This is a genomic window from Sphingomonas kaistensis (assembly GCF_036884275.1).
Lineage (GTDB): Bacteria > Pseudomonadota > Alphaproteobacteria > Sphingomonadales > Sphingomonadaceae > Sphingomicrobium > Sphingomicrobium kaistense_A.
Genome location: NZ_CP145607.1, coordinates 2,545,530 through 2,557,975, shown reverse-complemented (window position 1 = coordinate 2,557,975; position 12,446 = coordinate 2,545,530). Strand labels below are relative to the sequence as shown.

The window sequence follows — 12,446 nt, the reverse complement described above, 5'->3', positions numbered from 1 at the left end:
ATTAAGCGCTGAGCTTCTTGCGGCCGCGCGCACGACGGGCTGCCAGCACCTTGCGGCCGCCAACCGTCGCCGAGCGCGTGCGGAAACCGTGACGCCGCTTGCGGACGAGATTGCTGGGCTGAAAAGTGCGCTTCATCGCTCATTGCCTCGAAAGTAAGATCAGATTCGTCGTTTGGAACAAAAAGGGCCGCCCAATCAGGGGCAGCCGCATTGCTTGGGGGGCCACTACGCAAGGCGAGGCGCGAAGTCAACGCCGCGCGCCTTTTTCGGCACTCGCCGGCACCTCGGCCGGGGCGGTTTCGGCCGGCGTCGGATCGATCGGCGCCAGCTCGAATCCGGCCTTGGGCAAGGGGTCGTCGATACGGGCAACTTCTGAGCGAGGTGGCGACTCGAGCCGCTCGCGCTCTTTCTTCAAGGCCTCGCGCCGCTTGGCGCTGCCCCGGCGCAGGCCCCAGTCGAACCAGCTTCCCGCGCGGGGCTGCCAGCGCTTGAACCGGACATAACGGCGCTTGGCCCACAGGCTGGTGCGCAGGATGAGGGTCAGGCCCGCGACCGCAAGCAGGGTGCCGCCGGGGCCGGGCAGGGGCGAAGACAAGGGTGCGGCGACGAACAGCAGAAACAGCCCCAGCCCGAACAGCAGGCTCTGCGCCAAGCGCGTGTCGCGAAGTGCGCGAAGGCGAGCGCCGAGGGTCATGCGCGGTGATGTAGGTCGCTAAGACGCCGGGGCAAGGGCGCGCTTGCCCGGCCGCGGCAATGCGATTAGCCTCCGCGGTGCCGAGCTAGGGGGCCCTTTGCGTTCGACAGTGCTGGGGAAGGGGGCACGCGCCTGATGGTCGCGATCGTGTCCACCGTCGCCTATCTCGGACTCGAAGCCCGCGCCGTCGAGGTGCAGGTCCAACTCTCCACCGGGATCCCGCGCTTCGTCATCGTCGGCCTGCCCGACAAGGCGGTGGCCGAAAGCCGCGAGCGGGTGCGCGCCGCGCTGACCGCCATCGGCCTCGCGCTTCCGCCCAAGGTCATCACCGTCAACCTGTCGCCCGCCGACCTCCCAAAGGAAGGCAGCCATTTCGATCTGCCGATCGCGCTCGGCCTGCTCGCCGCGGTGGGCGTGGTCGATGCCGAAACGCTGAGCCACTATGTGGTCGTCGGCGAACTGTCGCTAGACGGGCGCATCAACGCCTCGCCCGGCGTGCTGCTTGCGGCGCTTCACGCTTCGGGCGCCGAAAAAGGGCTGATCTGTCCCGCCATACAAGGCGCCGAAGCGGCGTGGGCGGGGCAGATCGAGGTGTTGGCCGCAGCTGACCTCCTGTCGCTGCTGGCGCATCTCAAGGGCACCACGCTGCTGCCCGCACCGCCTCCGGGCAAGGCCGAAGCGCCGGCGGGCGGACCAGACCTGCGGCAGGTCAAGGGCCAGGAAGTCGCCAAACGCGCCTTGGAGATCGCCGCTGCCGGCGGCCACAACCTGCTGATGAGCGGGCCGCCCGGCGCAGGCAAGTCGCTGCTCGCCGCCTGTCTTCCCGGCATTCTGCCGCCGCTCACTCCGGCCGAAGCGCTCGAAGTCTCGATGGTCGCGTCGGTCGCGGGCGAAATGGAGGGCGGGCAGATGAAGAGGCGGCGGCCGTTCCGCTCGCCGCATCACAGCGCGTCGATGCCCGCGCTGGTCGGCGGCGGGCTGAAGGTGCGCCCGGGCGAGATCAGCCTCGCACATCTCGGCGTGCTGTTCCTTGACGAGCTGCCCGAATTCCAGCGTGCCGTGCTCGACGGCCTGCGACAGCCGCTCGAAACCGGCACGGTCAGCGTGGCGCGGGCCAACAGCCACCTGACTTTTCCCGCGCGGGTGCAGCTCGTGGCGGCGATGAACCCCTGCCGCTGCGGGCATCTCGGCGACCCCGCGCTCGCCTGCGCCCGCGCGCCCCGCTGCGCCGCCGATTATCAAGCGCGGGTCTCGGGGCCGCTGCTCGACCGGATCGACCTGCATATCGAGGTCGCGGGCGTGACCGCCGCCGACCTGTCCCTGCCGCCGCCGGCGGAAGGCAGCGAGGCGGTGGCCGCACGCGTCGCCCGGGCGCGCGACATCCAGTCGCAGCGCTACCACGGACACGGGGCCCGGACGAATGCCGAGGCGGACGGCGAACTGCTCGACGAGGTGGCCACCCCCGACGAGCCCGGCCGCCGCCTGCTTGCTGACGCCGCCGCCGCCACCCGGCTCAGCGCGCGCGGCTATCACCGCGTGCTGCGCGTCGCCCGCACCATCGCCGATCTCGCGGGAAGCGAGACGGTCGGCCGCCTGCACGTTGCCGAAGCCCTGAGCTACCGCCGCGCCGCGCCGCGCAACTGAGGCGAGCCGCTTGGACACTATGTCCACTGTCGGCATCGCTACGCTTGCCGCATAGGCTCCCCATGCCGACCGATCGCATCAAGGCCGCCGCTGATTTCCGCCGGGTGATGAAGCTTATCATCCTCTCCGGCCTGGTGCTCACCGCCGGCGCGCTCCTCTATCTTGGCGCATCGGGCGAACTCTATCTTCACATGGTGGTGGCGGTGATCGGCGGGGTGTTCATCTCCGTACTGCTCGGCTGCGGGCTGTTCGCGGCGGCTTTCTTCAGCGACAAGAGCGGACACGACCGGAACGTCAGTCTGGCGACGCGCAAGCACGGCGACTGACATGGCGGCGTCTCGCGGCCTTGCCCGCGCCGCCGCCTTCTCCTACGAAGCGCTGCGAAGCCCCCGTGGCGGAATGGTAGACGCGACCGACTCAAAATCGGTTGTCGAGAGACGTGTCCGTTCGAGTCGGACCGGGGGCACCAAACCGCAAGAGCTTGTTAGAGCTCGCAGAGACGTTCTTCGCGAATGTCGACTTTCGTCTCAATCAGTCAGCCCACGGTATTCCACGAGAAGATCGTGCGAAGATTGCATCCGGACGGCGTCTCCCCCTCCTGAAACGAAGCAACTCGGTCGATTGCCTGAAGCTGTTCCGTGCTGATCGGTCGGGGTGACTCGAAATAGGCCGCGCCCTGCGCCCCGTTCCAGAGTGCAACTCTGTAACCAGTCTTCGTTCGCCGCTGCGCAAAGCGAAAAGGCCCCTGTTCGGACGCTGCCGTGACGATCCGTCCCGGCGGGCGGCTGGCCCAACCGATGCCGTGCACGTCGAGAGCGCCAAACGATCCTTCCCATCTGAAGGTGCCGCCATGAATGCCGCCCTCGAGGGTGACGACCTTTTCTCCGGCTCGCAGATCGATGATCGGCGAATATCCGCAGAACCGACCCGGGCCAGCAAGCTCAGCGGCACTTGCTTCGCTCCATAGAAAAGACCCCGCCATAGCTGCGAAAAGACAGGCGTACTTCATCTTCCGGCTCCGGTAGCCACTAAGCCAAGTCAGACGTTTCGGATCTTCACCGGTAGTGCGCAATGGCTGCTTTCGACCCATTGCGGACATTCCGTGCTCGCCGATATGACGAGGCATGGGTTATCCTTGCGACATTCTAGATGCGGCGCACAAGCACAGCAGCAACCATCGGGAAGAGATTGAGCGAAGCGCCATGTGTGGCTGCTTCTATTGTCGCCAGACCTTAGCCCCAGCCGAAATTGAAGACTGGTGGGATGATGGGAACACGGCTGAGTGTCCGAACTGTGGCATCGATTCCGTCATAGGTTCTGCATCTGGTTATCCGGTTGCGGACCAGCCCTTCCTCCAAGCTATGCATGAACGGTGGTTCTCGTAGCCCTCGTATGTCTGCTTTCCACCCTAAGCAGACGCTAGTTCCACACCTCTTCAATGGTAAGCACGCCTCTTGAAAGGCTTACTGACACATCAGCCCCGTCTTCAACTTTGCGGGAGCGGGTGAATTGGCAAGTCGCCACGTCGGTTTCTCCACAGAGACGCCTTAGGTCAGACGCAGAGGCGTCGGCCTTGTAACGCCATCTCGCGAAGCCTTCGCCGAATTGAGAGAAATGCCGCTCTTTGGAGATGAGGCTGTCATCAGTAGCGATAGTCGTTCCGAGCACTTCCTGCTGGATGTTCCTCGGCCATTGGAAGGAAAAATGGCGGTGGTCGTAGAGCCATGTAGTTGCTGCGATGCAGCCGACGAGGCCCAGCAACGCCGCTAGTTTTCTTTTTCTGCGGATACTTCGGGCTCGCATCATATCAAGATGAGCATATCGAATGTCCGCTTTCCACCCATTGCCGACATTCAACCACCGCTTGCAATATAGGGTTTCAATTGCTCAGGCAATCGAGGCGCGTCGCCGCCAGGCTCTTTCCCTCGTCGACCTTCTTCTCCGCCATCCGGATCTTCTCGCACGTCCTGTAGGTCACAGCGTGTGACCTTCGGCGCTCGCCCGTAAATCTCGCAATTGAGCCATTCATGCCGTCAAAGTCACATCGCTCGAACACCCCTCCACCGGTGACCTTGGTGACCCTGACCGCCTTGCCTTCGCGCCCGAACCGCGCTCAGGAGCATTGAGCGCGGACATGTTTGGATTTGAAACCTATCACATCGGGCTGGCCGGGGTCGGCTTCGCCATCCTGATCGCCTTCTGGCTGCCCCGCTTTCTCTCCGGGCGCGAGCCGGCTGCGTCGGCCTTGCTGATCCTGGTCGGCTTTCTCGCCTTTCTGCCCTTTCCGGGCATGCGCGAGGCGTTGAATCCGGTGGAAGAGCCGCGCGGGTGGGAGATCATGGCCGAGATCTGCGTCATCGTCGGCCTGTTCGGCACCGGGCTCAGGATCGACCGCCTGATCGACAGGAAGCAATGGGCACCGACCGTGCGGCTGCTGCTGATCGCCATGCCGCTGTGCATCGCGGCCCTGGCGCTATTCGGCTGGTTCGCGGCCGGCATGACGTTCGCCGGCGCGCTGCTATTGGGCGCGGTGCTGGCGCCGACCGATCCGGTGCTGGCCGCCGATGTCGCCGTCGGGCCGCCGCTCGAAGGGGGTGAGCATCCCGTTCGCTTTACGCTGACCACCGAAGCAGGGCTGAACGACGGCCTGGCCTTTCCCTTCGTCCATCTTGGTATCCTGGTCGCCAGCGCGGGGATGATCAGCTGGGACCTCGCCGGCGAATGGGCGCTTCGCGACGTCCTGTACCGGGTCGTGGTCGGGGGCCTGTCGGGCGCGGCGGTCGGCTGGCTGCTCGGCAAGCTCCTGTTCGATTGGCCGCGCGAGAATGCGCTGGCGAGGACCGAGAGCGGGGTGATCGCCTTTGCCGGGGTGCTGCTCGCCTATGGCGCGACCGAGCTTGTCGAAGGTTATGGCTTCATCGCCGCCTTTGTCGCGGGCCTCACCCTCCGCCGGTCCGAAAGCTCGCACGATTTCCACAAGCGGCTGCACGATTTCTCCGAATCGCTCGAGCATGCGCTGACCGCCATCCTGTTGGTCGGCCTGGGCGCGGTGCTGCCGGTTCTGTGGCCGCATTTCACGCCCGCCAATGCGATGATCGCCGCCGTGCTGATCCTCGTGATCCGTCCGGCCGCGGCGTGGTTGTCGCTGGTCGGCACGGTGTTGCACGGGCGCGAGCGGGCGGTGGTTGCTTTCTATGGCGTGCGCGGGATCGGCTCGATCTATTATCTCGCTTATGCCGGCCACCATGTGAAGCTCACCAACGAGTATGAGTTGTGGGCCACCATTGCCGGCACCATTCTCCTCTCGACGCTGGTGCATGGCCTCACCGCGGGAATCGCGGTCGAGAGCGTGACGGGGGAGCAGCAGACCGGTCCCACTGTGCCGCCGTCGAACCCGGTTGAGAGCGCGGAGAGCTCTCGCTAGGCTGCGAGTATGGCCGAGCGCATCTACAAGACCTTCGAGGACTTCTGGCCTTATTACCTGCGCGAGCATGCAGGGCAGCGGACCCGCGCGCTTCACTACGCCGGCACCGCGCTGGTCATCGCCGCCGCGATCACGCTGGCGGTCACCGGCAACTGGTGGTGGCTGCTCGCCATGCCGCTCGCCGGCTACGGCTTCGCCTGGTTCGCGCATTTCTTCGTCGAGAAAAATCGTCCAGCCACCTTCACCTATCCGTGGTGGAGCCTGCGCAGCGATTTTCGGATGTTCTTTCTGGCGGTGAGTGGCCGGCTGGGGCCGCATCTCAGGGCCGCTGGCGTCTCGCCTCACGGCTGACTAGAGTGGCGCCATGGACGCGCCCACCTCACGCACCGATCACGCCGAGGACGAAGCAGCGGTCCTCGCCGAACATATCACCATCAAACGCGACCGCCTGCTCGCCTCGCTGACGCTGATCGCGGGCATCGGCCTGATCTTCGCCATTCCCTTTGCGCTCCGGGCGGGGGCCGAATTCTTTCTTCCTGTCACCGCCGCGCTGGTCATCGCCATCGCACTGGTGCCGATGCTCGAATGGTTCGAGCGGCGCGGGCTGCCGTCGGCCATGTCGGCGCTCAGCTGCGTCATCATCTTCCTCGCGGTGATGGCCTTCGCCTTGTTGTCGATCGTTATCCCGGCGATCGACTGGGTGACCCTTCTTCCCGAACGGATCGGGCGGGTGCGCGACGCGCTCGAGCCGATCCTCGCTTTGGTCAAGAACCTCGAGCGGTTCGTCGACAAGATCATCAACCAGCTGCCGAGCGCGACCACCGGCGTCGGCGGCGCGCGCACGGTGCAGGTCGAAACGCCCAACAGCATGATGGACCTGCTGACCAGTTCCGCCCCCCATGCGCTAATCCAGCTCTTCTTCGCGCTGCTGGTGATCTTCTTTTTCCTGTCCGGTTGGACCGCGATGCGGAAGTCGACCATCACCAGCCGCGGCAGCTTCGAAGGTGCGCTCACCACCGCGCGGGTGATCCAGCAGGTGGTCGCCGCGACATCCACCTATCTTGGCACCATCACCCTTATCAATGTGACCCTGGGCGCGCTGATGGCAGGGATCCTATGGTGGCTGGGGATGGATTCGCCGTTGATGTGGGGCGGCATCGTCGCGGTGCTGAATTACATTCCCTATCTCGGGCCGATTGCGGCGGCGCTGCTGCTGGCACTCGGCGGGATGATCAGTTTTTCCGATCCCTGGACCGCGCTTCTTCCGCCGCTGATTTTCATCGGGCTGCACATGGTGGAGGCGAACGCCATCACTCCGATGGTGGTCGGCAAACGGGTCCGCATCAATCCGCTGCTGATCCTGCTGTCATTGAGCTTCTGGGCGTGGGTGTGGGGAACGACCGGCGCGCTGTTGGCGATTCCCTTGCTGATCATTCTCAAGACCGTGTTCGCCGCCGCCGGCACCCCCGATATTGCGGGCTTCCTGTTCGAGCAGGGGACGTTGACGCACGCCGGAGAGGACGAGGACGAGGACGAACCGATCGCGCCCGATCCCAAGCTCGTCGGGCGTCCCTAGGCGGGGCCATCCGACAATATCTGCGTGCCGCCTCAAGAAAGGCGGTTGACGCTCCCGGCCATGTCTCCTAGTTGGCCGCCCACACCAAACGCGGGTGTAGCTCAGTTGGTTAGAGCGCCGGCCTGTCACGCCGGAGGTCGCGGGTTCGAGCCCCGTCACTCGCGCCATTTCCTGTCATCATTGGTAATGCGGCATCGCCGCAAGGCTGCCTTGCCGCAGTCGGCAGTCAGCCGTGTTTACTGCGCGCCGATCGGGGCGGCATTTGCGGCCGCCGAGGCCGTCGCCGGGTCGGCAGGCTTGCGGCCCAGCGGCGCCTGCTCGGCCTCGCCCACAGGCGCGCCCGTCAGGCCCCAATTGAGGCTGCTGGAGCCAACTTCGGCGGGCTTGGCGTCCCGCGTCGCTTCCTCGACCCGCTTGCGCGCTTCGAGACGCAGCGCGACGCGCTTGCCGCCACCCGCCGCGATCTCGGGCGCAACCAGCTTGGCGAGCTCAGGCGGCAAGTTCTGCCGCGCTTCGGCAAGCGTGGTGGCCACCGCCGTGTCGGGCGTCATCGCCGCATAGCGCGCTTCGGCCGCCAGCGCGGCGCTGCGCAGGAAGGCGGGATCGCTTTCGCGCTTGGCCCAGCTCTGGGTGAAGGCGGCGGGCTGGCCCCAGCCGCCCTTCCAGCGATAAAAGATGTGCGCGCCGATCACCGCATTCTTGGTCAGCGTCGGCGCCCAGTAGGGCGCGACATAATCGGCGTGGTAATGGGTCGCGTTGCCGACCGAAGCGGCGACATAGCCTTTCAGCGCCTCGTCGGCGACGCGGCGGGCGCGGTCCCAATAGTCGCGCATCGGCGCGCGTGCGAGCGAACCGTCGCAAGTGAAGCTGAACTGGCAACCGGTCGGGCGTTCGGCGCCTTGGTAGACGACCGCGCAGACGCTCGCCGGATAGGCGGGGTGACGCATCCGGTTGAGCACTACCTGCGCGACGCCGCGCTGGCCTTCTTCGGGCTCGCGCGCGGCTTCGTAATAGACCGCTTGCGTCAGGCATTCGAGCGCGCGGTTGTAGATCTTGGCGTCGGCCTTGAGCACGAACGGCGTCGCGGCGGGGTTCGGCCCGCTGGCCAGCGGCACCGCCGCATTGAGCTTCTGCGCGTCTGTCGGTGCGATCTGGCGCACGGCGAACGGGTTGAGATCCTGCACCGACGGCGTTGCCGCCTCGACCGAAGCCTGCGGCTGCGCGGGCAGCGCGCGGCTGTCGTTGGCGAACGCCGCGACCGACAGACAGGCGGCGAGCGCCAGTAGCCCTGCGCCGGCGCTTTCTCGCGGCCGAGCGCGCAGCAGGCTCAAGGCCTGGCTCACCGGGCTAGGCCGGTCGGAAGGGAGGGTCGCGGAGGTCATGGGAAGGTGTATGAGGTAGCTAACTCAGCCGGTAATTTCAAGGTTTGGGCGGGTCTGCCCGCCACCGTCCGGTCTCGCTCCAGCGCAAGATCGGGCGCAGCGGCAGGATCCAGACGATGCCGGCAATCATGTAGAAAAGGAGCTGAACGAAGGCTGGCCAGCGGCTAACCACGTCCGAGATCGAGGCGATCAGCACCGACCACACGATGATGATGCCGATGATCATGAACACGCCGGCGGCGGGGCGGGGACGCGGTTCTTCTTCGGGAATCACTGCCTTGCAATCTCCTTGAGGCCGGCCGGTGAGGCAAAGGCGTCGAGCCGCTGATCCCACGGATCGGCCGGAATGGCGACCTCCAGCAATTGAAAGTCCCAGCCGATTCCGACCAGCCGCGCGGTTGGTCGCAATCCTTCGAGCGCGCGATCGTAATGGCCTTGGCCCATACCGATCCGATTGCCTGCACGGTCACAGGCGACCAGCGGAAGGAGAACGAGATCAGGTTGCCGCGGCGGCGCCGTCAGCGGCGGTTGGAGCAGCCCCCATGGCCCAGGCTCGCTCGCCTCGCCGCTGCGGAAGGTCATGCGCGAATCGCGCGCAGCGAAAGCGGGAAGGGCGATATCCTTGCCCATCGCCTGCGCCCGGGCGAGCGCGCCCAAAGGGCTGATCTCGTCTTTCATCGGCTGATAGGCGGCCACCACGGACGCGCCGAACAACAAAGGTTCGAGCGCGGCGGTAAGCTCGGCTTCGAGCGCCTTGCGCGTGTCGGGCGCGAGGCTCGCCGCAAACTCACGCCGCCGAGCGCGAAGCTCGGCGCGCAGCGCGACCTTGTCGGCGGGGGAAGGGGAGGGTGACGGGACCACCATAGGTCGGAGCCTTGTAATCCTCTGACGCCTGTAACGTCAGGTGGGAGCCATGTGTGCCGGGCCCCTAAGAGACCTTAGTGAACCAGCCAGGGACAGCCCCCATGGATCGGGAATAGCCTCAGGGATTTCATGAGGCGCGTGCCAGGCAGTACCCGTCCGCTTCTATCTAGGCGCTTGCGACCTCTTTCTCAAGCTTGGCGGCAAGAAGCTCGAGCCGTTCGGCCAGCGCGTCGACCCGGCGCACCACCTGCGGATCAGGCGGCATCGACGGCGGGGGCGAGACGACGCCGCGCTTTTCAATCAGCTGGTCGGCCAGCAGCAGCGAGGCGAACAGCAGGGTGCGCCCTTCCGACAAAGCGCCCAGCCCGGCCAAAGCCTCGCGGCCCTTGGCGTCCACCATTTCCGCGGCGTGGCGCAGATTCTGCTCCTCGCCGTCGCGGCAAGCGACCTTGTAATGGCGCCCCGCAATTTTGATCGCGATCTCGGCCATTTTTTACGCCTCCACCTTGCCGATGAGTTGGTCGAGCTCGGCGATCGCCGCCCGGACCTTTTCGCGCAGCCGTTCCTCGCCCGCGCCGCGGCGTCCCACTTGTTCAGCGACCCGCTCGATCCGGGCCAGCGCCCGCTCGGCGCGCGTCAATGCAGCTTCCAATGCTTCTTGTGTCATGCGCCTGACCTATGCCTCCGCAAGCGCCCTGCCAAGCGGCGTGGAGGTTGACGCTCAACGGCTCACCCCTCAAAGGGGCCGCACTACCGGCGCGGCCGAGTCCGGTGCGGCGCCGTCATGAAAAAGCGGAGTCACGATGCAGCCGACCCAGCGCCGTCTCGCCAATGCCATCAGGGCCTTGGCCATGGACGCGGTCGAGGCCGCCAACAGCGGCCATCCGGGCATGCCGATGGGGATGGCGGATGCCGCCACCGCCCTGTTCACCAAGGTGATGAAATACGATCCGGCCGATCCCAAGTGGCCCGACCGCGATCGCTTCGTGCTGTCGGCTGGCCACGGCTCGATGCTGATCTACGCACTGCTTCACTTGACCGGTTACGAACGGCCGACGCTCGACGACATCAAGCGTTTCCGCCAGCTGCACAGCCCGTGCGCCGGCCACCCCGAGAATTTCGAGCTTGCCGGCATCGAGACCACCACCGGCCCGCTCGGCCAGGGCCTTGCCACCGCGGTCGGCATGGCGATCGCGGAGCGGCACCTGAACGCGCTTTACGGCGACGATCTGGTCGATCACCACACCTATGTCATCGCCGGCGACGGCTGCCTGATGGAAGGCATCAATCACGAGGCGGTGGGGCTTGCCGGGCATCTCAAGCTTGGGCGGCTGATCGTTCTGTGGGACGACAACAAGATCACCATCGACGGATCGACCGAGCTCAGCCGGTCGGAAGACGTCATGGCCCGCCATGCGGCGAGCGGCTGGCACACCATCGAATGCGACGGTCTCGATGCGGGCAAGGTCGCGCAGGCGCTGGAAAAGGCCAAGGCCGATCACCGCCCGAGCCTGATTCGCTGCAAGACCATCATCGGTTATGGCGCGCCCAACAAGCAGGGCACGTCGGCCACCCACGGTGCGGCGCTCGGCAAGGATGAGGTCGAGGCGGCGCGCAAGGGCCTAGGGCTCGATCCGCAGGAATTCACCATCCCCGCCGACGTGCGCGAAGCCTGGGCCAAGGCCGGCGGTCGCGGCGCCGTCGAGCGCGAAGCGTGGGAGAAGCGTCTCGCCGCCAGCCCCAAGGCCGACGATTTCCGTCGCCGCATGGCCGGCGATCCCGACGAGCGCTGGCTTCAGCCTTATGTCCAGGCGCTGATCGAGAACCCGCCCACCGTCGCGACCCGCAAGGCGAGCGAGATGGCGCTCGAAGTCATCAACGTCGCGGTTCCGGCGACCATCGGCGGTTCGGCCGATCTTACCGGCTCCAACAACACCAAGACCAAGACGACGGGCCCGCTGACCGCCGAGGATTATGGCGGCCGCTACGTCTATTACGGCATTCGCGAATTCGGCATGGCCGCGGCGATGAACGGCATGGCGCTGCACGGCGGGGTCATCCCTTACGGTGGGACCTTCCTCGTCTTTTCCGACTATTGCCGCGCGGCAATGCGCCTGTCGGCGCTGCAGAATGCCCGTGTGGTCTATGTCATGACCCACGATTCGATCGGGCTTGGCGAGGACGGGCCGACCCATCAGCCGGTGGAGCATATCCAGAGTCTGCGGCTGATCCCCAATCTAGAGGTCTGGCGCCCGGCCGATGCGGTGGAAACCGCCGAAGCCTGGGCCGAGGCGCTGAAGCAGGACGGCCCGTCGGTCCTCTGCCTGTCGCGCCAGAATTTGCGGCCGGTGCGGACCAAAGCGTCGGAAGAGAACCTGAGCGCGCGCGGCGGCTACATCGTCCGCCAGCACGCCGATCCCAAGGTGATCCTGATCGCCACCGGGTCCGAGGTCGAACTGGCGCTCGACGTCGCCGACCGGTTGGACGGGGAGGGCGTCGCCGTCCGCGTCGTCAGCCTGCCCAACTGGCGCCGCTTCGAAGCGCAGGACGAGGCGTATCGCGAGAGCGTGCTTCCGACCGTTTCGCCCGAGCAGGTGCTGCGGGTATCGATCGAGGCTGGCACCACTTTCGGTTGGGAGCGGCTGACCATGGTGCAGGGTCTGCGCTTAGGGCTCGACGGCTTCGGCGCCAGCGCGCCGGCCAAGGATCTTTACGATCATTTCGGGCTGACCGTCGACAAGATCGCGCCCAGGATCATGAGCAAGCTCGAAGAGTTCGGTCATGCCGGGCGCGGCAAGGAAAGCAGCCCCGCCGTTCTCGCCGAAGCCGAGGCCCATCCCAGTTAAACCCACGCCGTCCGTG

General features: G+C 66.1%; 15 protein-coding genes and 2 tRNA genes. 8 read left to right on the top strand and 9 right to left on the bottom strand.

Annotated elements, in window-relative coordinates:
• Position 1: 1 nt before the first annotated feature.
• Complete coding sequence (rpmH, locus tag V6R86_RS12535; RefSeq protein WP_085219331.1) at positions 2-136, bottom strand: 50S ribosomal protein L34; 135 nt, start codon at positions 134-136, stop codon at positions 2-4.
• Between the two features lie 111 nt (positions 137-247).
• Entirely contained in the window at positions 248-694 is a 447-nt protein-coding gene (locus V6R86_RS12530) for a hypothetical protein (protein WP_338504886.1), read from the bottom strand.
• Between the two features lie 135 nt (positions 695-829).
• Here V6R86_RS12530 and V6R86_RS12525 point away from each other — a divergent pair, with 135 nt between their 5' ends.
• From V6R86_RS12525 to V6R86_RS12515, 3 genes are all read left to right on the top strand, one after another.
• A complete protein-coding gene (locus V6R86_RS12525; protein ID WP_338504885.1) occupies positions 830-2,338 on the top strand; it encodes a YifB family Mg chelatase-like AAA ATPase in 1,509 nt (502 codons plus the stop codon).
• Positions 2,339-2,400: 62 nt separating this feature from the next.
• On the top strand, positions 2,401-2,664 hold the full coding sequence (locus V6R86_RS12520) for a hypothetical protein (RefSeq protein WP_338504884.1): 264 nt from the start codon (positions 2,401-2,403) through the stop codon (positions 2,662-2,664).
• 59 nt (positions 2,665-2,723) lie between these two features.
• Positions 2,724-2,807, top strand: a tRNA-Leu gene (locus tag V6R86_RS12515).
• Positions 2,808-2,873: 66 nt separating this feature from the next.
• On the opposite strand, the gene V6R86_RS12510 is transcribed toward V6R86_RS12515, so the two are convergent.
• Positions 2,874-3,464: a hypothetical protein gene (locus V6R86_RS12510; protein ID WP_338504883.1), complete on the bottom strand. Its 591-nt coding sequence runs from the start codon at positions 3,462-3,464 to the stop codon at positions 2,874-2,876.
• 293 nt (positions 3,465-3,757) lie between these two features.
• Complete coding sequence (locus V6R86_RS12505) at positions 3,758-4,099, bottom strand: hypothetical protein (protein ID WP_338504882.1); 342 nt, start codon at positions 4,097-4,099, stop codon at positions 3,758-3,760.
• Positions 4,100-4,472: 373 nt separating this feature from the next.
• Between V6R86_RS12505 and V6R86_RS12500 the strand changes: the two genes are divergently transcribed.
• The 4 genes from V6R86_RS12500 (at position 4,473) to V6R86_RS12485 (ending at position 7,505) form a co-directional block, all read left to right on the top strand.
• Positions 4,473-5,762: a sodium:proton antiporter gene (locus tag V6R86_RS12500; protein WP_338504881.1), complete on the top strand. Its 1,290-nt coding sequence runs from the start codon at positions 4,473-4,475 to the stop codon at positions 5,760-5,762.
• A 9-nt stretch (positions 5,763-5,771) separates the two neighbouring features.
• Positions 5,772-6,113 carry a DUF962 domain-containing protein gene (locus tag V6R86_RS12495; protein ID WP_338504880.1) on the top strand — a complete coding sequence of 114 codons (342 nt, stop codon included), beginning with the start codon at positions 5,772-5,774 and terminating at the stop codon, positions 6,111-6,113.
• 13 nt (positions 6,114-6,126) lie between these two features.
• Entirely contained in the window at positions 6,127-7,338 is a 1,212-nt protein-coding gene (locus V6R86_RS12490) for an AI-2E family transporter (RefSeq protein ID WP_338504879.1), read from the top strand.
• 90 nt (positions 7,339-7,428) lie between these two features.
• Positions 7,429-7,505 (top strand) — tRNA-Asp (locus tag V6R86_RS12485).
• Positions 7,506-7,574: 69 nt separating this feature from the next.
• On the opposite strand, the gene V6R86_RS12480 is transcribed toward V6R86_RS12485, so the two are convergent.
• The 5 genes from V6R86_RS12480 to V6R86_RS12460 form a co-directional block, all read right to left on the bottom strand.
• Positions 7,575-8,720 (bottom strand): cell wall hydrolase, encoded by a 1,146-nt coding sequence (locus tag V6R86_RS12480; protein WP_338504878.1) that lies wholly within the window; start codon positions 8,718-8,720, stop codon positions 7,575-7,577.
• Positions 8,721-8,757: 37 nt separating this feature from the next.
• Positions 8,758-8,994, bottom strand: coding sequence for a DUF2842 domain-containing protein (locus V6R86_RS12475; RefSeq protein WP_338504877.1), 237 nt, complete (start codon positions 8,992-8,994; stop codon positions 8,758-8,760).
• Entirely contained in the window at positions 8,991-9,584 is a 594-nt protein-coding gene (locus tag V6R86_RS12470; protein ID WP_338504876.1) for a 5-formyltetrahydrofolate cyclo-ligase, read from the bottom strand. Before V6R86_RS12470 ends, V6R86_RS12475 begins: the two co-directional genes overlap by 4 nt.
• A 166-nt stretch (positions 9,585-9,750) precedes the next feature.
• Positions 9,751-10,074: a cell division protein ZapA gene (locus tag V6R86_RS12465; RefSeq protein WP_338504875.1), complete on the bottom strand. Its 324-nt coding sequence runs from the start codon at positions 10,072-10,074 to the stop codon at positions 9,751-9,753.
• 3 nt (positions 10,075-10,077) lie between these two features.
• Positions 10,078-10,251: a hypothetical protein gene (locus V6R86_RS12460; RefSeq protein ID WP_338504874.1), complete on the bottom strand. Its 174-nt coding sequence runs from the start codon at positions 10,249-10,251 to the stop codon at positions 10,078-10,080.
• 136 nt (positions 10,252-10,387) lie between these two features.
• Between V6R86_RS12460 and tkt the strand changes: the two genes are divergently transcribed.
• Positions 10,388-12,430: a transketolase gene (gene tkt / locus V6R86_RS12455; RefSeq protein ID WP_338504873.1), complete on the top strand. Its 2,043-nt coding sequence runs from the start codon at positions 10,388-10,390 to the stop codon at positions 12,428-12,430.
• The last annotated feature ends 16 nt before the right edge of the window (positions 12,431-12,446 follow it).